At 41.8% G+C, this 19967-nt stretch carries 20 protein-coding genes; 11 read left to right on the top strand and 9 right to left on the bottom strand.

Annotation, left to right across the window (positions count from 1 at the left end):
- Positions 1-2 precede the first annotated feature (2 nt).
- The 4 genes from MHN32_RS18585 (at position 3) to MHN32_RS18570 (ending at position 4204) form a co-directional block, all read left to right on the top strand.
- On the top strand, positions 3-218 hold the full coding sequence (locus tag MHN32_RS18585) for a histidine kinase (protein ID WP_010606592.1): 216 nt from the start codon (positions 3-5) through the stop codon (positions 216-218).
- Positions 215-1699, top strand: coding sequence for a sensor histidine kinase (locus MHN32_RS18580; RefSeq protein ID WP_239422493.1), 1485 nt, complete (start codon positions 215-217; stop codon positions 1697-1699). Before MHN32_RS18585 ends, MHN32_RS18580 begins: the two co-directional genes overlap by 4 nt.
- Complete coding sequence (locus MHN32_RS18575; RefSeq protein WP_010606594.1) at positions 1689-2138, top strand: response regulator; 450 nt, start codon at positions 1689-1691, stop codon at positions 2136-2138. The genes MHN32_RS18580 and MHN32_RS18575 overlap by 11 nt, the downstream gene beginning before the upstream one ends.
- A gap of 113 nt (positions 2139-2251) precedes the next feature.
- Positions 2252-4204 (top strand): response regulator, encoded by a 1953-nt coding sequence (locus MHN32_RS18570; protein WP_102057238.1) that lies wholly within the window; start codon positions 2252-2254, stop codon positions 4202-4204.
- A gap of 28 nt (positions 4205-4232) precedes the next feature.
- Here the strand turns inward: MHN32_RS18570 and MHN32_RS18565 are convergent, their stop codons facing one another.
- The 5 genes from MHN32_RS18565 to MHN32_RS18545 form a co-directional block, all read right to left on the bottom strand.
- The gene (locus MHN32_RS18565; protein ID WP_045989359.1) at positions 4233-4487 is read right to left on the bottom strand and encodes a hypothetical protein; all 255 of its coding nucleotides are present in this window, start codon (positions 4485-4487) and stop codon (positions 4233-4235) included.
- Positions 4471-4908: a hypothetical protein gene (locus MHN32_RS18560; protein WP_010606597.1), complete on the bottom strand. Its 438-nt coding sequence runs from the start codon at positions 4906-4908 to the stop codon at positions 4471-4473. Before MHN32_RS18560 ends, MHN32_RS18565 begins: the two co-directional genes overlap by 17 nt.
- Before the next feature lie 2 nt (positions 4909-4910).
- Complete coding sequence (locus tag MHN32_RS18555; RefSeq protein WP_010606598.1) at positions 4911-5240, bottom strand: hypothetical protein; 330 nt, start codon at positions 5238-5240, stop codon at positions 4911-4913.
- Positions 5241-5653: 413 nt separating this feature from the next.
- On the bottom strand, positions 5654-6229 hold the full coding sequence (locus MHN32_RS18550; RefSeq protein WP_010606599.1) for an outer membrane beta-barrel protein: 576 nt from the start codon (positions 6227-6229) through the stop codon (positions 5654-5656).
- Positions 6230-6290: 61 nt separating this feature from the next.
- The gene (locus MHN32_RS18545) at positions 6291-6854 is read right to left on the bottom strand and encodes a BON domain-containing protein (RefSeq protein WP_010606600.1); all 564 of its coding nucleotides are present in this window, start codon (positions 6852-6854) and stop codon (positions 6291-6293) included.
- Between the two features lie 236 nt (positions 6855-7090).
- On the opposite strand from MHN32_RS18545, the gene MHN32_RS18540 reads away from it, so the two are divergent.
- From MHN32_RS18540 to MHN32_RS18520, 5 genes are all read left to right on the top strand, one after another.
- On the top strand, positions 7091-7975 hold the full coding sequence (locus MHN32_RS18540) for a mechanosensitive ion channel family protein (RefSeq protein WP_010606601.1): 885 nt from the start codon (positions 7091-7093) through the stop codon (positions 7973-7975).
- Between the two features lie 165 nt (positions 7976-8140).
- Positions 8141-8587 carry a PA2169 family four-helix-bundle protein gene (locus MHN32_RS18535; protein ID WP_102057237.1) on the top strand — a complete coding sequence of 149 codons (447 nt, stop codon included), beginning with the start codon at positions 8141-8143 and terminating at the stop codon, positions 8585-8587.
- Between the two features lie 10 nt (positions 8588-8597).
- Complete coding sequence (locus MHN32_RS18530) at positions 8598-8765, top strand: DUF1328 domain-containing protein (protein WP_010378934.1); 168 nt, start codon at positions 8598-8600, stop codon at positions 8763-8765.
- 40 nt (positions 8766-8805) lie between these two features.
- Positions 8806-8997 carry a hypothetical protein gene (locus MHN32_RS18525; protein ID WP_010606603.1) on the top strand — a complete coding sequence of 64 codons (192 nt, stop codon included), beginning with the start codon at positions 8806-8808 and terminating at the stop codon, positions 8995-8997.
- Between the two features lie 218 nt (positions 8998-9215).
- On the top strand, positions 9216-10841 hold the full coding sequence (locus tag MHN32_RS18520; protein WP_174169963.1) for a methyl-accepting chemotaxis protein: 1626 nt from the start codon (positions 9216-9218) through the stop codon (positions 10839-10841).
- A 239-nt stretch (positions 10842-11080) separates the two neighbouring features.
- Here the strand turns inward: MHN32_RS18520 and MHN32_RS18515 are convergent, their stop codons facing one another.
- The gene (locus tag MHN32_RS18515) at positions 11081-13237 is read right to left on the bottom strand and encodes a TonB-dependent siderophore receptor (protein ID WP_239422491.1); all 2157 of its coding nucleotides are present in this window, start codon (positions 13235-13237) and stop codon (positions 11081-11083) included.
- A gap of 354 nt (positions 13238-13591) precedes the next feature.
- Here MHN32_RS18515 and MHN32_RS18510 point away from each other — a divergent pair, with 354 nt between their 5' ends.
- The gene (locus tag MHN32_RS18510; RefSeq protein WP_206473363.1) at positions 13592-14926 is read left to right on the top strand and encodes a PepSY-associated TM helix domain-containing protein; all 1335 of its coding nucleotides are present in this window, start codon (positions 13592-13594) and stop codon (positions 14924-14926) included.
- 59 nt (positions 14927-14985) lie between these two features.
- Here the strand turns inward: MHN32_RS18510 and MHN32_RS18505 are convergent, their stop codons facing one another.
- The 3 genes from MHN32_RS18505 to MHN32_RS18495 all read right to left on the bottom strand — a co-directional run bounded on the left by MHN32_RS18505 (position 14986) and on the right by MHN32_RS18495 (position 17255).
- Positions 14986-15357 carry a hypothetical protein gene (locus tag MHN32_RS18505; RefSeq protein WP_010606607.1) on the bottom strand — a complete coding sequence of 124 codons (372 nt, stop codon included), beginning with the start codon at positions 15355-15357 and terminating at the stop codon, positions 14986-14988.
- Between the two features lie 145 nt (positions 15358-15502).
- Complete coding sequence (locus MHN32_RS18500) at positions 15503-16267, bottom strand: ElyC/SanA/YdcF family protein (protein ID WP_239422490.1); 765 nt, start codon at positions 16265-16267, stop codon at positions 15503-15505.
- Between the two features lie 100 nt (positions 16268-16367).
- Entirely contained in the window at positions 16368-17255 is an 888-nt protein-coding gene (locus MHN32_RS18495) for a LysR substrate-binding domain-containing protein (protein WP_010606609.1), read from the bottom strand.
- Between the two features lie 289 nt (positions 17256-17544).
- On the opposite strand from MHN32_RS18495, the gene metE reads away from it, so the two are divergent.
- Positions 17545-19821 carry a 5-methyltetrahydropteroyltriglutamate--homocysteine S-methyltransferase gene (gene metE, locus MHN32_RS18490; protein WP_275440430.1) on the top strand — a complete coding sequence of 759 codons (2277 nt, stop codon included), beginning with the start codon at positions 17545-17547 and terminating at the stop codon, positions 19819-19821.
- The last annotated feature ends 146 nt before the right edge of the window (positions 19822-19967 follow it).

The raw sequence follows: 19967 nt of genomic DNA, 5'->3' as shown, positions 1-19967 counted from the left end.
CAATGACACAACATGATCAAGGTGAGCTCGCGAAGCTAGTACACGATGCACGCAAACCTTTGAATCAAATTTCAATGAACTCAGAGTTGATTAAGCTTATTGCTGAACAGCCTGGTTCTCAGCAACAGGTGATCGAGATAGCGAATACGATTATTAAGGCAACCAAAGAGTGCAGCGAGTTGTTACAAACGCTGGTGGAGCAAGGAAATGATGAGTGAACAATGAAACAAAGTCGAATTACTTTATGAATTTGAGTAGTAAGCTTAATTTTATTTGGTTTGCGGTGGTTGTGAGCGTTGGCCTTGTCGCGTCCAATGCCCTAATCGGTTTTAACAATGTTAAAGAATTAAACCAAGTTCAAGAGAGTATCCGTAACACCAGCGAAGTGATGATGTCATTGGACAGGCTGCATATTGCGATGCTAAATGCAGAGGCTGGACAACGAGCATTTTTAATCTCAAATAAAGAAAGCGATTTGGCACCTTTTAGAAAGGCGTTGCAAAACCTTGATGAAAGTCTATCTAGGGTTGATAGCAATCACTCTGAAAGTGAAGTACAGCAGCAAAAAATCAATCGTTATGTTGAAGGTGTAAAAGCGCGATTTAAAACTTTACAAAGTACGGTAATCGTTGCGCGTAACACCGATACAGGTAATGAAAACTTATTACTTGACCGAGCTGCGGACTCTGGTGGCGACCTACGAGAAGAGTTTACTCAAATCATGGCCGCAGAAGTGGATATTCGAACCATTCAGCTTAATCAGTTAAAACGCGTCCGCAAAGAAGCACAAATGAATATCGTTGTATTTACTTTGCTGAGCGCCGTGATGATTTTTGCCATTTTGGTACTTTTAGTTGTCAATCTACGCAGTGCAAAGAAAGCAAAGAATGAGTTAGAAAAAGCGAACGATCACCTGGAAGAAAAGGTACAAGCGCGTACCGAAGCGTTAGAACATTATGCTGAAGAGTTAAACCGTAGTAACCGTGAGCTAGAAGACTTTGCATTTGTTGCTTCTCACGATCTGCAAGAGCCGCTGAGAAAGATTCGTGCTTTTGGCGATCGCATCGAAAAGAATTATGGCGAACACCTTGATGATAAGGGCAGAGATTATCTGGCTCGAATGACGAGCGCCGCGCAACGGATGTCAACGCTTATCACTGACTTGCTTGAGTTATCCCGAGTTACCACCAGAGCAAAGCCTTTTGAAGATCAGGATCTTAATCAAGTTTTACAGTTTGTGTTGGATGATTTAGAAATAGCAGTTCATGACAGTAGAGCGAGCGTAAACTCGGACGTGTTACCGACAATAAAATGTGATGCCAGTCAAATACATCAGTTGTTTTTAAATCTACTTTCCAATGCAATTAAATTCAGAGTAGAAGGGCGCAATCCGATTATTACAATCGCGGTTGAAAACAGTCAATTGATGAGTCAAGATGCCTATACCTTTGTAGTGGAAGATAATGGCGTTGGCTTTGACGTTGAATACGCTGAGAAGATATTCTCGCCTTTTCAACGACTGCATGACAGAAAAAAATATGCTGGTACTGGCATTGGTTTAACCGTGTGTAGACGCATTGTTGAGCGACACGGCGGAACGATTTCAGCGACCAGTGAAGATGGTAAAGGTGCTAAATTCACGATAACACTACTCGCTGAACCAACACCAATTATTCAGGAATTGAAGAATGAACTATAAGAAAACTCAGCCGATCCATATTTTGATGGCGGATGATGACGAAGATGATCGTTTATTGGCTCAAGATGCTCTAGAAGAGAGCCGAGTACTCAATGCGTTTCAGTTTGTTAAAGACGGGGTTGAGCTTTTGGAATACTTGAGAAATGAGGGCCAGTTTACTGATAAGCAACAGTACCCAAGACCTAACCTTATTTTACTTGACCTGAATATGCCAAGAATGGATGGTAGAGAAGCACTACAAGAAATCAAAAAAGACCCGATACTACGTTCTATTCCTGTGGTGATTTTAACGACCTCAAAGGAAGAAGAGGACAAATTGAGAGGGTATGACTCAGGCGCTGCATCTTATATTACTAAACCTGTTGATTTTGATGGTTTAGTTGATTTGATGAAACATTTAGGCAAGTACTGGATTGAAATAGTAGAGCTGCCAAACTAATCCTATCGCGCTTGTGCAAGCAAGCGCTACCTCACCCCAAGTCGCCCTATATCTGTATCAACATAACGTGGCGACCTAAACGAATTAGTATCACTTCATTTGTGGAGGACAGTATGACAAAGGAGTCGGTCAGTGAAGTCAATGTGCTACTCATTGAAGATGACGAAGACGATTATATTTTAACCTTAGATTATTTACAGTCTATTCCTAACTTTAAATTTAATCTCGTTTGGCAAAGCCAATACCATCAAGCGCTAGAAGCACTTGAGAGCAATGGCTTCGATCTCTGCTTATTGGATTATCAATTAGGCCCACAAACCGGTTTGAGCGTGTTAAAAGAAGCGCGAGCAAGACAGGTCCATACACCGATAATCATGCTGACGGGGCAATCAGACGAAGTGTTAGATAACGAAGCCCTAAAAGCTGGTGCTGAAGACTTTGTACTTAAGTCAGAGATCAGTAGCGCACGATTTATTCGTTCCATTCGCTACGCTTTGGCACGCAAAGAGCTTGAACGTGAGCGCCTAGAGCGATTGCGTGTAGAGTCTGATAGTCGAGCAAAAGACCGCTTTTTGGCCCATTTAAGCCATGAGTTGAGAACACCCTTAACTTCTATCTTAGGTTACACTAATCTCCTCCTATCTCGGGAAGAATTGCAGAATGTTAAGCCTGAGCTTTCTATTATCAATAATAATAGTGAGCACTTACTTAACCTGTTAAACGATGTGCTTGACCTATCCAAGCTAAATGAAAATCGGTTACAGCTCAATAAACAAAACACGTGTTTGAGTAGCTTTTTAAGTGATTTGTATAGTTTGTTTAAAATGGCCGCAGCTAAGAAAGGCTTGAGTTTTAGTATCGAGGCTAAAACGCCATTGCCGCAGGATGTAAAAGTAGATAAGACGCGGTTGAAGCAGGTACTTATCAACATTATTTATAATGCGATTAAGTTCACAAGCTCCGGTTTTGTGAAGGTTGAGATAACACTACAAGCGGATGCAAAACTTGAATTCAAGGTGATTGACACGGGTATTGGTATTCCTTGCGAGAAGTTAAAACGTATATTTAAACCTTTTGAACAAGTACAAAATGTTACGACTCGTACAGACGAAGGTGCAGGTCTTGGTTTGGCTATTAGCTCGGCACTCATTAAATTGATGGGGGGGGAGCTGGCGGTTGAGTCGACTTTGGGAGAGGGGAGTGAATTTGGCTTTAGTATTGACCTTGATACTATTGATGAAATGACTCTGGCGCCATTAATGCTTGATAAGACCCACAACGCGGCTAATAACTCGCTTCCATCTGATTTGAAAGGGCATATCCTTATCGTTGAAGATATCAGTGAGATCCAAATGTTAATGCGTACCTTGATTGGTCAAACTGGCGCAACCGCTGAAATTGCGGGTGATGGTATTGAAGCGCTTGCGATGCTAAAGGATAACCCTGATAAGTATGACTTAGTCTTTATGGACTTGCATATGCCTAGAATGGATGGCCGAGACACGATTGTTGCACTCAGAGAGCGTGGTATTGACTTACCTGTTGTCGCACTGACAGCAGCAGCTCAAAAAGGCACAAAAGAGGAGTTAATGGCATTAGGCTTTAGCGATATGATGAGCAAACCTGTTAATGTCTCTGAGTTAGGAGAATGTTTAACACACTACTTGAGCGGGGAGTTGGTAGCTTCTAGCAATGACGTAGAGCAAGCTAGCGGCACATTGCAGTTTTTAGTGGTAGAAGACGACGCAGATACACGCAATCTGCTTAAGCTGTTACTTAATTCACTGCAAGTGAATGTGGTTACGGCAGAGTGCGCGCAAACTTGTTGGCAGCATTTTGTTGGTTCTGAGCGCTTTGACACGATTTTACTGGATATAGGTCTGCCTGATAAGTCCGGGCTTACGCTTGCTCGAGAAATTAAAGCACAAGATCCTAATCAGCATATTGTGATTGCTAGTGGTTTTGATCCAGAGCCGGAAAAGTTGGCTGAGTCGCAAGTGGATGAAGTGTTATTAAAGCCAATTACACTTGTGGATTTGAAAGAAATTAAAGAAAAGCTAGTTTAGATAGAGAGCCAAAGAATAGCTCAAGGAGTTAAATGATACCTTGAGCTATTCTTTGTAAAAGTACTATTTTTCTTAGTGCGCCAAACTTGCCATATTTAGCGCTGAGTGCGCCAAACATAAACATGAAGCCCAACCCTTGAGGAGAGCTAATCGCGCCGGTGAATACCTTCTTGGCTTTCACTTGGGTAAGTTGATTAAAATGTTTAGCGGTAATGAGCTTTTTCTTCTCAATCACCACTTCTTGGTGCAACTTATCAGTGATGAATTCAGCGAGCTTCGTCATTGCTAGCCTCCTGCTTCGCAACTGGGGTATAAAACCCAGACGTCAGGTCGTTAATACTATTATTAAAGAGCTTCAGCCCTGTTATGATTAGGTAATAAATCATCGCGATATTGATAGTCAGTACGATACCCGCCGAAACAAACCAACTTAGTCCCGCGTAGGTTAACGCGTAAGCAAATAACACATGCAAGCTTCCCCACACCATTGCTGTCAAGATTAGAGAAAATAGAATTAACCCGAGCGCAATACATAAGGTTTTTAGATTAGCTCTAAACTTAGCACCTAATAGGTTTAGTTGTGCTTCTGCGATTTGCTGATAGCTGTTGAATAATAGAGACACAGAATCTTTAAGCTCAGCGAGCGCTGGAGTGCGCTCGTGAGCTGCTGCTTGACGGTCTCTTATTTGAGCTTGGTCTTGCATGATTACTTATTCCTTAACAGCATAGTTGCTAACATACCAAGTGAGAATGCGATACCAGCCGTTTTTACTGGGTTTTCCGTTGCATACTTTTTCACACCTGATGTATTCCACGCACGTTCCCACTCCTTGCGCTTGGCACCAATCGCTTCACTCGAATTATGGCTTTTTTCACGTAGTGAGGTTTCAGTACGAGATGCCGAAGCGTGCAGTGAATCTACTGATGCATGCAATGTATCTGCAATTTGATCCGTAACAGGATGGCTAGAGTCTTGGCCATTTGGCTGTGGTTTAGCTGTATTGCTTGTCTGTGTTTGGTTTGCTTGATTACTCATAAACTACTCCTTATTCGTTTAGTTCACTATATAGGTTGCAAACCCTTTGCCAACTTAAAAGTTGTTTAAATTCATAAGGTTAATGTTTTTCGGTGTCGTTTGTCGGTAGATGCGAAATGAAGGGTGTAAATGTTACATAGCAGAACCTACAGGGTGTAGAGTTTGAAAAATTGACAGATTTCATTTCTTGCACTGAATGGCAACTATTACATCTAGAGGTTGTTTACCTTTAAATTCTGTTTCCTGAAAATAAGAAATAGCGAGAAAGTACTTACATTATTCAATATGGAGGCCGTACACTGAAAACAAAAAAAGCGCTACCAAGTGGTAGCGCCAAAACCAGACTCTTGTGGAAGAGCCAGGACTGAGTCAAAGGGGAAATAATTGGGAGGCTATAGAGCCAAAATTACTGCTTAAAACTGATACTCGATAGAGACGGCAGCTACGTCCATATCAGGGTCGATATTGTCTTCAAGTTCATAGCGAGTGTATTCTAACCGCATGTTAACGTTTTCATTGAGGTGAAACTCAACACCGGCACCATAGAGCCAGTCGCCACCCTCAAGGCTAGATGAAACTCGACCTACAGCTGGAATATCCGCGTAGATATCAGCATCCCACTCAAGCCAACCACCTTTTGCATACACTGAGAAATGTTCGTTTAGTGGAGCTGAAATACGTGTAGATAAAGAAATACCGTCTATTTCAGCAGAGTTGTCAATGTCACTTGCTTCGTCGAAGTTCTCATAGGCAAGTTCAAAACTCCAATATGGATTAATTTTTGTACCCACATACGCTTTTAGCATAGAAGAGTCGTCGTCGAATGAAGTGTCATTCTCACGATCTTCCCATTGGAAAGAGTATTGGCCATAGCCGATACCTGTGTAAATTTTATAATCATCTAGTCCAAAATCAGACTCCGCGTGAGCGGCTGTGGATGCAAGACCTAGAGAGGCAAGTAGCGCAGCAGCAATTGTTAATTGTTTCATCTTTACTCCTTAAATCAATATAAGTATGGGAGGGGGAAAGCCCCCTCAAATCAAAATTGGCTTATGATTTTGTGGTAACGCGAAGGTTATCTTTTACATCTCTAACGTCATTGGCGTTTTTCGCGATTTGCACAGCAAGTTTGCGCTCTGCTTCGCTACCTACATGACCGTTTAGTGTTACGACTAAACCTTCCACATCAACATCGATGTCAGTACCATCTACATCTGTGTCGAACAGATAGCGAGACTTAATTACTGTTGCGATTTTTGCGTCAGTAAAACCGCTATCGCTTTCGTAATTGCGCTCTTTTTTGCGCTCATCTGACATATCTACGATAGTCAGGTCGTTTTTCACTTCTTTTACGCCATCGATACCTAGTACCAGTTCTTCAGCTAGCTTTTTATCTACTGAGTGTTCAACTTTACCGGTTAGCACTACAACGCCGTTCTTTACATCAGTGTTAATGTCAAAGTTGTTCAGTTCACCGTTGAAAAGCAGTGTTGCTTCTGCTTTACCGTCTATCCAAGCGTCACTCGCTTCTTTTTCCCAAGAGTTATCAGCAGCAAATGCTGAAGCAGTAGTAAGTGAAGATACTAGTACAGTTGCAATTAATGTCTTTTTCATAATTAAACTCCTTTAATTTCGTAGTCGAATTATCTGTTGCAGCTGTTGTGCCAACCTTTAACTTATTGATAATTATGTGATTTATTTTTATTGAGTAAGTTTTAAGGAAGAATTTACCGAGAAGATGTGTAAATTAGTTTGTAATAATTACCTTTTCCATGAACGGCTAATTAATATCAATAGGAATGATTACTGCATTCTAGATTTGTCGAGTACTTAAATAGGAATATTTGATTATGAATTTAGAAAAATTCTGGACGTTAATTAATGATAAGTTAATCTCTTGGCTTGAATCCGGTGTGCAGTTACTACCGAATATGATCCTAGCCTTAATGATACTCATATTCTTCACTGTTTTGGCTAAAATATCTTCAATTTGGTTTTCAAAGGCAATTAAAAAAGCAATAAAGACAGAACAAGTGGCTTCACTTATTAGTTCCATATTTAAAGTCTCTATTATTGCCATTGGGATTTTCTTCGCTTTAGATATAGTAAAACTATCAGGTGCTGTAATGTCATTGTTGGCTGGGGCGGGGATCATTGGCCTTGCTATTGGCTTTGCATTCCAAGACATGACCGAGAACCTCATCGCTGGATTTGTGATGGGGGTCAGAAAACCTTTTATGGTCGGTGACATTATAAGAACCAAGGATTGCTTTGGCACGGTAAGCAAAATCAATTTGAGAAACACCTTAGTAGAAAACTTTTATGGCCAGCTGTCTTATATCCCCAACAAAATTCTCTTTAAGAATGAGTTACAAAACTACACTAAGCTTGGCAAGCGAAGAATAGAAGTACCAGTTGGTATCTCGTATGCGGACGACCCAGAGCAAGCCCGAGAGGTGATTGTTGAGGCAATTAACAAGCTTGATTTCGTAGTAAGCCAAAAAGAAACAGATGTCTATGCAGAGTCTTTTGGTGACAGCTCTATTAATCTATTAGTGTGGTTTTGGATAGATTACCCAGCAGATCCGGGCTTTATGGTGGTCAGGCACAAAGCAATTTGCACCATTAACCGTGTATTAGCTGATAACGATATCTTAATTCCTTTCCCAATTAGGACTATGGATTTCAATGCTAAAGGGAGCACAACCTTAAGTACGCAATTATCACAGGAATAATTTACATCTAGTTTGTAATATTTTCACCGGTCTGAAGGTGCTTAGATTAAAAAGCCTTATATAATAAAGGTTTATGGTTTGGCATTTAATCTGCATTAGTGAAAGGGACAGAAAATAATATTTGCAAAATGCACTTATTAAATATCGCAACGAAAGGAGTTATTTATGGCAGATTCAAATTACGACATGGGGCCGGTAAAAGAGCTCATCAAAGTATTAAATGGTGGTGTTGATTTTTACACTGAAGCTAAAAAGAAGCTAGATAATATCGAATTAAACCGCGTATTTGACCAAATGATTGTAGATAAAGCGCAAGCAATCTCGGATCTACAACCATTTGTTCTTATTGACGAAGGTGAAATTGAGACAGATTCAGCGCTTAGCATCGACATTCGTGAATCGTACACCAAGTTGGTTGGTATGGTGAGCACCGACAAAGAGCACACCTATATTTCTCAGCTAGAAGAAGTGGAAGACAAAGTGTTAAGCAAGCTTGATAAAGCATTAAGCAAAGATCTTCCACCTAAATGCAAGAGTGTATTACTGCAAATTCAAACCAGAATGCAAGCTTGTCACGATCAAATGAAGCAGTTGCAAGAGCTAACTGCCTAAGGAGAATGTTATGTTGAGTTGGGCTGTAATGTTTTTATTCCTAGCACTTGTCGCAGCCGTGCTAGGTTTCACTGGAATCGCTGGCGCTGCGGCAGGTATGGCGAAAATTCTATTCTTTGTGTTTATCGCCTTTATGATTATTTCGTTTATTTTTGGCAAAGCACGAGCTCCCAGGTAAAAGGGAATTAACGTACAAAAACGGTTTTAGGAGATAGATTATGAAATCAGCAATTACATTAGCAAAAGCATTTGGTTTTGTTTCAATTTTAGCACTTTTTGGTTGTAGCGAAGGTCCGGCGGAAGATGCTGGTGAGCGTTTCGATGAAACAGTTCAGGAAGTAGAAAATAGCGTGGAAGACGCGTGTGAAGATGTAAAAGAGAACATGAACGCTGAAAACGAAGAGTGTTAAGCGAAAGTGATTTCGACGTGGAATAAAAGAGGAGAAGCCGATAAAAGCTTCTCCTCTTTTTTTGTAATAGGTTTAAAAATCAAACCTATACAGTTAAGAGACACAGTTACGAAGTATGATGCATATCAATAATGCGCTGCTTAATTTGCAATTATTATTGTAATCTATGAACTTTGAGTAATACTTTATTTCTATGTTTACTCAATAAAAATCAGACTATGCTAAATAGGGTTTCAGTTAAAAGCAGATTGTTGTCGCTTTCGGGCATACCTGCTGTGTTTTTTATTCTCGCTACTATCTTTACAATTGGAACATTATCAAATCTTATCAATTACATTGACCGTATTTATGACGACAGAGTTGTACCGCTGAGGCAAATAAAAGTCGTGTCAGACAACTATGCGGTGGTTATTGTAGATACTTTTCACAAGTTACGAGGCCATCAATTATCCAACAGTGCCGCGTTAAAGCAAATCGAAGAAGCTAAAAATATCGCTGAAAAAGAATGGAATAGCTATTTGTCCACGGACCTTACGAGCGAAGAGCGAAGCTTAGTAAAGCAAGTTGAAAAAGCAGAGATAAGTGTCAAGCAACTGCTGTCTAATTATATTAACCGAGTTAACGCAAATACTTTTGAAGAAATTCCTTATGATAAATTTGTACGCGATCTCTATGCCGCCTTTGACCCCTTAAGTGAAAGCTACAATGCACTAATTGAGTTACAACTTGCAGAGGCAAGTGCACTAAGAGATGTTGGCCGCTCAGAAGCCAGTGCGACAAAAACGGCGATGATTATCTCTTCCGTTACTATTGTGATCGTAATGGTGATGATTGGTATGTTGATATTTAGGTCAATTAACGAACCACTCAGTCGTTTGCGTATGCGTATTGGTAACATTGCAAGAGATGCTGATTTAACCCAACGTGTAGTGGTTGAGGGGCAGGACGAGCTGAGTGAGATAGGAAACGACTTCAATACTATGGTGTCGAGCTTACATGAGTTAGTTACCAACCTAGTTACGATGGTGAATAGTCTGTCCTCAACATCCAACGAGCTAAATGGAATTAGTCAGTCAATTGCGGGCACTTCACAAGAACAAGAGCAGCAAACGGTAATGATCGCAACCGCAGCGACAGAAATGAGTAGTGCAATTCAGGAGGTTGCACATAATGCAATGAATACCGCAAACAAAGCAGAGATGTCGGGTCAGCTTGCAAAGCAGGGGATGGATGTTATTTCGCAAAATATTCAGGCCATCGAGCGTCTTGCCAGTGAGGTGGGAGATAACGCGCAGTTAATTAAAGCGTTGAACGACCAGTCGAATGAAATCAACCAAGTCGTGCTAATGATCCAAGGTGTGGCTGAACAAACAAATCTTTTGGCATTAAACGCTGCAATAGAAGCGGCGAGAGCTGGGGAATCAGGTCGAGGCTTCGCGGTTGTTGCTGATGAAGTTAGGCAATTGGCACACAACACGCAAAAAGCTACGGAATCGATCCGAGATATGATCAGTAAGTTACAGGGCATGGCACAAAATGCCGTGTCGTCAATGGAGAATGCACAGTCGAGTGCAGCTGCAGGAGTTGATAGGGCCAATGAGTCAGCTCAAATCATGACTGATATAGACAAGGCGGTGGATGAAATCGTCGGTATGAATATTCAGGTTTCAACGGCAACGGAAGAACAAACAACGGTGGTTGCGGAAATCAGCGAAAATATTAATGATTTCAGTAGCAGTATTTCTGAAATTACTCGAAGTGCGCAGAGTAATGCAGATGTGAGTAATGACTTAGAGGCGTTAGCTGAGCAGTTAAACGGTCAAGTGTCGGTATTTAAGGTTTAATGGCAACTCGACTTAGTACTTAATTTGGGAGGTTCGGCTCTTGGGATTGAAAACACAGTTACGTAAATTTTGCTATTTAGTTGTTCTAAATGAGAAATTTTTAACGAAGCTAATATGCTATTTCACCCTTCAAATTGATTAGAGAATTAATTCAATTGGTATTATAGGCATTTTGCTGCAGCTAAGTTTTAAAGGCGTTGTAACCTTATCACGCCACAGCATTTGCATAGTGCTTTACGTTAAAACAGATATTCCATACTTAAATTGTATGCTCTAGGCTCGCTGTACTTTTTCGGCACGAAACCGTAAGTATCGTAATAGCTTTCATCTGTGAGATTACTGATATTCAGTTTAACGCTCAGCTGGCTAGAGAATTGATATTTGACGTGTGCATTTAGTAAAAGCTGGCTATCTTGATCTGCACGCACTGCGCCTCGACGACCACCTGTTGGAAGTCCAAGGTCAACTCCTGGGACGTTTAAAATATCGACTTTTCTGTCCGTATCCCAAGTTGCATTTAGCCCTAATCGCCAAGCCCCATAAGTATACTTGGTGCTCGCATTGAGCGTTTGTCTTGGTGCATACAAGTTAATATCTTCGCCATGCTCATCGACAACATCAAAATCACTGTAACCAAAGTTTACTTGCCAATCATCTGTCAGTTTTGCTTCTAATTCAACTTCAAATCCATCAGCTTCTGCACCATCTACGGGTCGATACCTAGCAGGTCTTTCGTCTGCATATTCGGGGATAACAACACCGAAGTCTTCCTTTAAACTATCAAAGTAAGCGACGTTTAGACGTAGTTTATCATCCCAAAGTGTGGTTTTAATGCCGACTTCTAAGTTCCGGGCGGTGATTGGTGCTAATTGATTTAAATTGGCATCCACTTTATCCAGTTGCGGCTCATAAGCATCGGTATAACTTGCATACGTGCTGATCTGGTCATTGAGATCGTAAACCAGCCCCAAGTATAAGCTCTCACCGGTTTCTTCACCTTTATCGCTTGAGAACCCGCTCCAAGCAAAGTCACGCTCATTGGTACGTTCATAATCAAAAAATTTGACACCAACAATGGCGTGAAGGGCATCCGTTAACGTTAACTTACTGCTAAGGGCAATGCTCTGTTCTTTCGTCGTTTTGTCCCAATAGCCAATAAATTGCTTATCTGTCGCAGTTAAATGAGCGGCTGGGTGAAGGTTATTAATCGATTGGAGTGGATAAAATACTGTTCTCGCGTTTTCATCCAGTTCTTCGAAGCGATCGTCTGTGGACTCAAAATCGGCATTTAAATAGGTGATATTCACCTGATGTGCGCGGTCAAATAACTCAAACCGACCAACCAGTCCCAAAATAAAATTAGTCCCATCAACCGTTTCAACCCAGCGTCTGTCACCGCCTTGAAGGCCAAGACCTGTTTCTTTGTCTGGGTTACCACTAAAGTAGGTCAAGGTAATGTCAGCTTCTGTTTTACTGTATTGTGCGCCAAAGTTAAGTTCCCAATCTAAATTGATTTGGTGAGATAATTTTAAATGATAACTTTGGTGGGTATTGCCGTTGTGACTATCTGGCGATGATAAATTTGTTTTCTTGTCTATTTCGACGGAACTACCATCAGAGTAAAAAATGGGTAATCCCCAGGGTGATAGTTTCAGTTCATTGTCTTGGTAATGAACACTAAGCGAGGCTTCGGTATCTTCGGAGAAATAATGATGTAATTGGGTGTATGCGACGATCTTATTACTATTTTCTTTGTCGACAAAGCTATCTCTTTCCTCATAGGCAAGAATAACTCGTCCGGCCAATGCTTCATCTTTCGTTAGGGAGCCTGTTGCATCTATGTGTGTACGCACTTTATTCCAAGAGCCAATCTCAGCACCAACTTCAACAAATCCACTTCGGTCTGGTTGTTTTGTGATGACATTTAATGTTGCCGATGGTTGTCCTGCACCCGCCATTAACCCCGCAGCGCCCCGAAGAACCTCTACTCGGTCATAGACAATAGTGTCTAAGCGACTCTCTTGTGGTCCAGCAATTGAGGTCGGTAAGCCATCTTTAACCAATGCATTGACGAGATACCCACGAGAAGTAAACTCAGTATTATCACCCGCTCCAAATTTGTATCTTGAGATGCCTGTTGCCTGTACCATGATGTCCTCAAGATCATTCAGTTCGAAGTCTTTTATATAATCGTGGCTTAACACGGTAACAGACTGGGGGGTTTCTTTAATGGTAAGGTCAAGTCCTGTTGGACCCGAGTTACGCTTGATTGGCTGGCCTACAACACTGATCCGTTCAATATTGTCGCGCTCGGCTTTTGCTGCCGCATTTGGAGAAAAATAAAGGAGTGATAACATCAGAGCTAGTGCTGTAGATTGATGCGCTTTGGTTTGCATGGGTGTTTCCTTTCCTAAATTGTTTTTTCGTCACAAGAGATAAAGATGAAAGTTCCTATGATATGTAGGAGCTATTTTTCTGAGATTGAACCAAGCTTTTGAATAGTTCTAACTGAAAACAGAAATTATTTTCAATTCTAAATGATAATTCTTTTTGTTACTATAAGGGGTAATGCAAAAAATGAATTATTGCAAAAATAATGGCTTACCCAAATCTCATAGTTGTTAGGATCTGATTGTTAGGGGGGATGTCAATTAGGTTGGATGGCGCTGTCATAGGGGCTTATCTATGTTTGAATATTAATACAAGGCAAGGAAGTGAAGTCGTTTTATGTCTTCGCTATTGGGTGGTCCATGACGGCAAAACAATGGTTCAACTGGCATAGTTTGAGTGGCGTGTGGTTTGGGGTGTTGCTGTTCATAATATGCTGGACTGGCGCGTTTGCGAGTATTGCCCACGAACTAGATTGGCTATTCAACGATCAGGTGAGGGCAGTAGACGGGCAATCAAACATAAGCTTAGCAGCAGCTTACGAGATGGTACAAAAGGCGTATCCTGACGCCCGAATAGGGATTGCCTTTACAGGTCCTGATACCTATTTTTCGTATGATATCGTGATGCGGATGCCTGATAGTCCTTGGCAACACGTTTATGTCGATCCACTTTCAGGAGCTATCCAAGGTGAAAGTAGTTTTTTTAATATTCAGCGCTTTTTTCGCGATTTCCACATGCATTTTTTCGGCGTGTTTGACAGCATCATTTCATACTATCTTGTGCTTATCTTTGCAGTTCCTTTGTGTATTTCGACCGTGAGTGCGCATTATGTATATCGCCTCTGGTGGAAAAAGTTATTTGTATTTACGTTTAGCGGGGATGCACGTGCCAAAATGGCAAGTATGCATAAAATAAGTGGGACGTGGGGCTTATGGCTTGCGGTTGTTATTTCGCTTACGAGTATCTGGTATCTATTTGAGTTTGTACGAATGGATATGGTCGATGGTAAAACAGCTTATACTGATGTTGGGGATTTTGCCGTTAATCCCTTGGCAGAACTGCCGAGACAGGATAAACCACAATTGTCTGTTGTGGAATTATTCGCAATAGTAAAAGCGACGAGACCCGATCTTGAGGTGAAAGCTATTCGCTATTCTGGGGGTTATTTTTATGCTGAAGGACAATCGCAGGATTGGATAGTTCGGGATAGGGCAAACAAGATCTATGTCAACCCTTACACGGGGGAAGTTGTTTATAGCCAAACAGCATCGAGCCAAGGGCTATATTGGCGATTATCCGACACCGCAGACCCTCTACATTTTGGCAATTTTGCGGGGATATGGGGGAAGATACTGTGGTTTATATTTGGGGTTGTGCTCTCATTTTTGGTTCTCAGTGGTACTTACATGTATATCAAGCGGCAGTTTAAATTGCGCCGCAAAGATGAGTACCGAGGTGTAATGGTATCACTAGCGTTGAGTTTCGGATTGGTCTTATGCATTTGTTTTTACGCCCATCGCACAATTGCGGGTTATGGTATGGCAGGAAAGTGGCCGGAATTGCCGCTTGCTTCGTTGACTTTTTTATTAGGCTGGGTGTCACTAACTTGCTTGATTATTCTGGTTTGGAGCGCCGCCCTGCTCAATTTACGTCATAAAAATAGCTCTTCTTCGCTCAGGTTGAATCGGTATTAATTGCAGCTGACCAAAAAAAACCTCGCAGCAGCGAGGTTTCTTCACTCATGAAACTGTGCTTACACAACACCACGAGGTAAGCGACAGTCGTGATCTTTTGCTGCTAGTTCAGCAATCCACTGTTCTTCCGCTTTGAAGCCATCTTCGTTTTCTGTAACGATAGTAAAGCTTGCTGATTTTACAGCTGCTGCCTTCGGCGCTTTCTTAGTCGTTTTCGCTTTTTTGGCAGGCGCCTGCGTTGTCTCACTTGCTACAGCTGACCCTGAAGTTAGCTCTTCTGTTAATTCAGCTACCTCAGCAAGACGCATGTTTTTGCCACCATCGATGCTATACCAACCTGGCTTTGCAGTGATTTCAGGCTTTTTGCCATGTGCAGCTTCGTACGCAGCTTCGAAAGCGCTTAGTACTTCAGTTTTATCTAGTTTACTCATCGTAGATCCTAGTCGTGTTGTACGCGGATACGCGGGTTAAGATTAAACTCTATTTATACCCATATTTGCGCAAATTTTCAATTTTTTACGTTTTTCAGCGCCAATTTATCGAACTTTAGCCTGGTTTTGATGCCTTTTTCGACGCTTAAAGTGCTTCAGGGTCGATAATGCGACGTATCGTGATCCACATACTACCAACTTGTTCATGCCAAATTCGAGTGACTATATCTAGCGCCTTATCATTTGCGATAAACTGCCGACTTAATGGGAGTGACTTAAAATTATAAAACTCTGTCGGGGCAGGGAATACTTCAACGCCTTGTGCTTCAAATAGGTTTTTTGCGCGTTTCATGTGCGAAGCTGACGTGACAAGTGCAACATCATAATCTACCAAAACGGGCGCGAGCATTTTCGCTTCGTCTGCGGTGTCTTTGGCATTGGGGTTTTGCTTGATACGGGTAGCGGAAATACCTAAGCTCTGTGCAGTTTTAGCCATGAGTCCTGCGCTTGTTGCGTTGCCATAGCCATAACCAGAAACATACAGCTGGGCTTTTGGGTAAATATTAGCAAGTCTAATGCCTTCAACTAGTCGAGCTAAACCGCAACTACCTAGTTGAGCATTACTGGGGAGGGAATCATCGGGGTATAAATTACAACCAAGCACAACAATTCTGTCTATGTTTTTGTGCCTGCTTGGATTGAATGCGGTGAGCGTGCCCTTATCCCACTCGATAATGTGTTGCGCGACATAAGGAGTGGATATGCTCCAAGTAGTTAGTAGGACCAACCAGACTGTGATATACGGCCCTTTGCGTGTTTTGGCGATAAAAAACATGAGCCCCATAAGTGCAACCAAAGATAACGGTAACGGCATCAGAAGTTGACCGATAACCTTTTTGACTTCAAACATTTAAACATGCCTTAGATTTAGATAAGCCTGACGCAATGCTAGCATGAGATGGGAGCTGTAGAAATGTATAACAATTAGGGCTCAAAAAGAGCCCAGTCAACTATCTTGCCGTGGTTTTACGGCAAGTATTGAGGAAATGGCGATAAACAGGGTTATCTTTCATGCTTTTCTTCATTGCTAAATACATTGGACGATTTAGCCCAAGAGCGCCTAGAGGAATCGATTTAATCAGCCCTTGGCTTTCATACGGTGTGACCAACCAGTCTGGTAAGGCCGCAACCCCCATACCCGCACTCACAAGTTGGAAGATTAATAAACCTTGATCGACGGTTTTTAGCGTACCATCAAAGCGTGCATTTTGAATAAAGTGCTTAAATATGTCCTGACGCTCGCGAGGAATAGGGTAAGAAATGATGGTTTCATCTTTTAGGTCGAGTGCTGTGACATAGGCCTTCTTGGCCAATTCGTGATCTGGTGCAACGATTAACTTTAATTTAAAGTCAAAAAGATGCGCGTATTCGAGCTGTTCTGGTTCTCGAATGTCCGAAGTAAGCACTAAGTCCAGCTCATCTTCAATAAGGTCAGGAATCGCATCATAGCTAAAGCCTCGTTCGTAATCGACTTTAATGTCAGGCCAAAAGGTATTGAATTCTTTAATCGTTGGCAGCAACCAGTGAAAACAAGCATGACATTCCACGCTTAATCTGAGTTGTGAGATGGGCTGGTTAAGGCTTTCCTTCAAACGACACTTTGTTGCTTCAACTTTAGGCAATACATCATTGGCGAGCTCTAATAGCAACATGCCTTGAGGGGTAAAGCGTACCGGTTGGGTCTTGCGCTCGAATAGTTGGCAGTCGAGTTTGTTCTCTAGATCTTTGATCTGATGAGATAAAGCGGATTGAGTCAGGAATAGCTCTCGTGCTGTATTCACAAGAGAACCAGTTTCTTTCAAGGTGGAGATAGTCTTTAGGTGCTTTATATCAATCATTATCAACAATTCTCATATTTGAAGTGAGCAAATCTCAGCATTACTCAATATTACGATTCTATTTAGTTATTATCAATGTCTAGACGTCTAAATACCTACGGTGAATTGTTCAAAAATTCACAAATCCACTATAACACTAAAAATGACAGCGTTGTCACTACTTCTGTAAAAATTTTGCAAAAAATTACAAATTAATTTTATTCATATGAAATCTGAAAAAGCATCAATTGTTGTTTTTGATTATGATAATTAAATTTAGACATCCATACACCTAGACGGAATTAAAATCATGGCATTAACACATAATTTGGGTTTTCCACGCGTAGGCAAAAAACGTGAACTTAAATTTGCAGTAGAGCGCTATTGGTCAGGCGACTTAACGCAAGACGACTTAATCGCGGAAGGAAAGCGCATTCGTGCAGAAAATTGGGCATTGCAAGCTGATGCTGGTGTTGACCTTCTCCCTGTCGGCGATTTTGCTTGGTATGATCACGTGTTGAATATTTCATTACTTGTCGGCGCTATTCCTAGTCGTCACAAAAATGATGAGTCTGTAAATCTCGATACTTTGTTTCGGATTGGCAGAGGGCGAGCACCAAGCGGCTGTGCGTGTGCTGCAAGTGAAATGACGAAATGGTTCAACACCAATTATCATTACATTGTCCCCGAGTTAACTCAAACGCAGGAATTTTCCCTAACTTGGACGGAGTTGTTTACTCAAGTAGAAGAAGCACAATTACTTGGCTACCAAGCAAAGCCCGTATTGGTCGGCCCGGTAACCTATCTCTACTTAGCTAAATGCGTTGGTCAAGAGTTTGATAAATTAGTTTTATTAGATAAGTTATTGGCTGTATATCAGCAGGTACTCGGCAAGCTTGCACAGCAAGGTGTTGAGTGGGTACAAATTGATGAACCTATTTTAGCATTGGAAATCGACGATGCTTATCGCAGCGCGCTGCGCCGGAGTTTTGATGCGTTGAGCGGCCGAGGGGTAAAAGTATTGTTGGCCAGTTATTTTGACTCCGTACAACCGCATGTTGAAGATATTCAATCTTACCCCGTAGAAGGCGTGCATTTTGACTGCGTAACGGCAAACTACGACTTGGCTGCGTTAGAGGAAGTAGTTGGGCAAGATAGCGTACTGTCTCTCGGGATTGTGAATGGTCGTAACATTTGGCGCTCGGATCTCGAAGGTGTATATCAGCAACTTGCTCTGGTTCATGAACGTCGCGGTGATAATCTCTGGCTCGCTCCTTCGTGCTCATTATTACATACGCCAGTCGACTTAGAGCAAGAGCAAAAGCTTGATAGTGAGTTAAAGTCTTGGCTCGCATTTGCCAAACAAAAAGGGCAAGAGCTGGCATTATTGAAAAATGCATTGGAGCAGCGTGATATTACCCAGTTGGTCGAATATTCTAAGCCTGTAAAAGCGCGTTTGACTTCTACTCGAGTGAATAATAATGAGGTGCAGCAGCGTGTTTCAGCGCTTACAGCAAAAGACGGTCAACGCACGAGTGAATTCGCAACCAGAATTAAAAAGCAAGCACAATCGCTAAATTTACCCTTATTGCCAACCACAACGATAGGCTCTTTCCCACAAACCCAAGCTATTCGTAAGGCGCGACGTGATTATAAAGCGGGTACGTTGAGTACTGATGCTTATCAAAGCCAGATGGAAGCGGAGATCCGTTATGCCGTTGAAGAACAAGAAGCGCTTAACTTAGATGTGCTTGTACATGGCGAAGCAGAGCGCAATGATATGGTTGAGTATTTTGGTGAATTACTCGAAGGTTTTGCCTTTACTCAGTTTGGTTGGGTGCAAAGTTATGGGTCGCGCTGTGTTAAACCCCCTGTGATCTGGGGAGATGTCTCGCGTGCAGCACCAATGACAGTGAAGTGGACGAGTTATGCACAGAGCTTAACCAAAAAACCGATGAAGGGCATGCTAACAGGGCCGGTGACTATTTTATTTTGGTCGTTTGTCAGAGATGACTTAGACAAGCCGAGCATCGCGAATCAAATAGCTTTAGCACTGAGAGATGAAGTAGTGGATTTGCAAAATGCAGGGATTAAGGTGATCCAAATCGATGAGCCTGCATTTAGAGAGGGGATGCCACTCAAAGCCAGTCAGTGGAAAACTTACTTAGCGTGGGCGGCATATGCGTTTAGGGTATCTGCAAGTGGTGTGAATGACGAAACACAGATCCATACGCATATGTGTTATTCGGAGTTTAACGATATTATCGCTGCCATATCGGATATGGATGCGGACGTGATCACAATTGAAACGTCACGTTCAAATATGACCTTACTCGACGCCTTTGAAGATTTTGACTACCCCAATGACATCGGGCCTGGCGTTTATGATATTCACACGCCAAACGTACCTGAGGTGGTATGGATAAAAGATTTAATTCACAAAGCAGCGAAGAAAATCCCAGTAGAAAGATTATGGGTGAATCCTGATTGTGGGCTTAAAACCCGAGGATGGACAGAAACCCGGGCTGCACTTGAGAATATGGTGGCAGCAACCAAAGAGCTTAGAAGCGAATTAGGTAGAAGTTAAACTAAACCGGTTCAAATACCTCATTGTTTATAAACAATGAGGTATTTGCTAGGGCCTGTTGACCTTTGCTGTTTGATTTTTGTTCTTCTGAGTGTGTTTTGGTCGCGACGCTCGACTTGCCGCCTAGTAATCTAGGCAAAAGTTGA

The organism is Pseudoalteromonas sp. Of11M-6 (assembly GCF_022347905.1).
Classification (GTDB): Bacteria; Pseudomonadota; Gammaproteobacteria; order Enterobacterales; family Alteromonadaceae; genus Pseudoalteromonas.
Note: the sequence above shows the minus strand (reverse complement) of the source record. Positions and strands in the feature narration are given on the sequence as shown.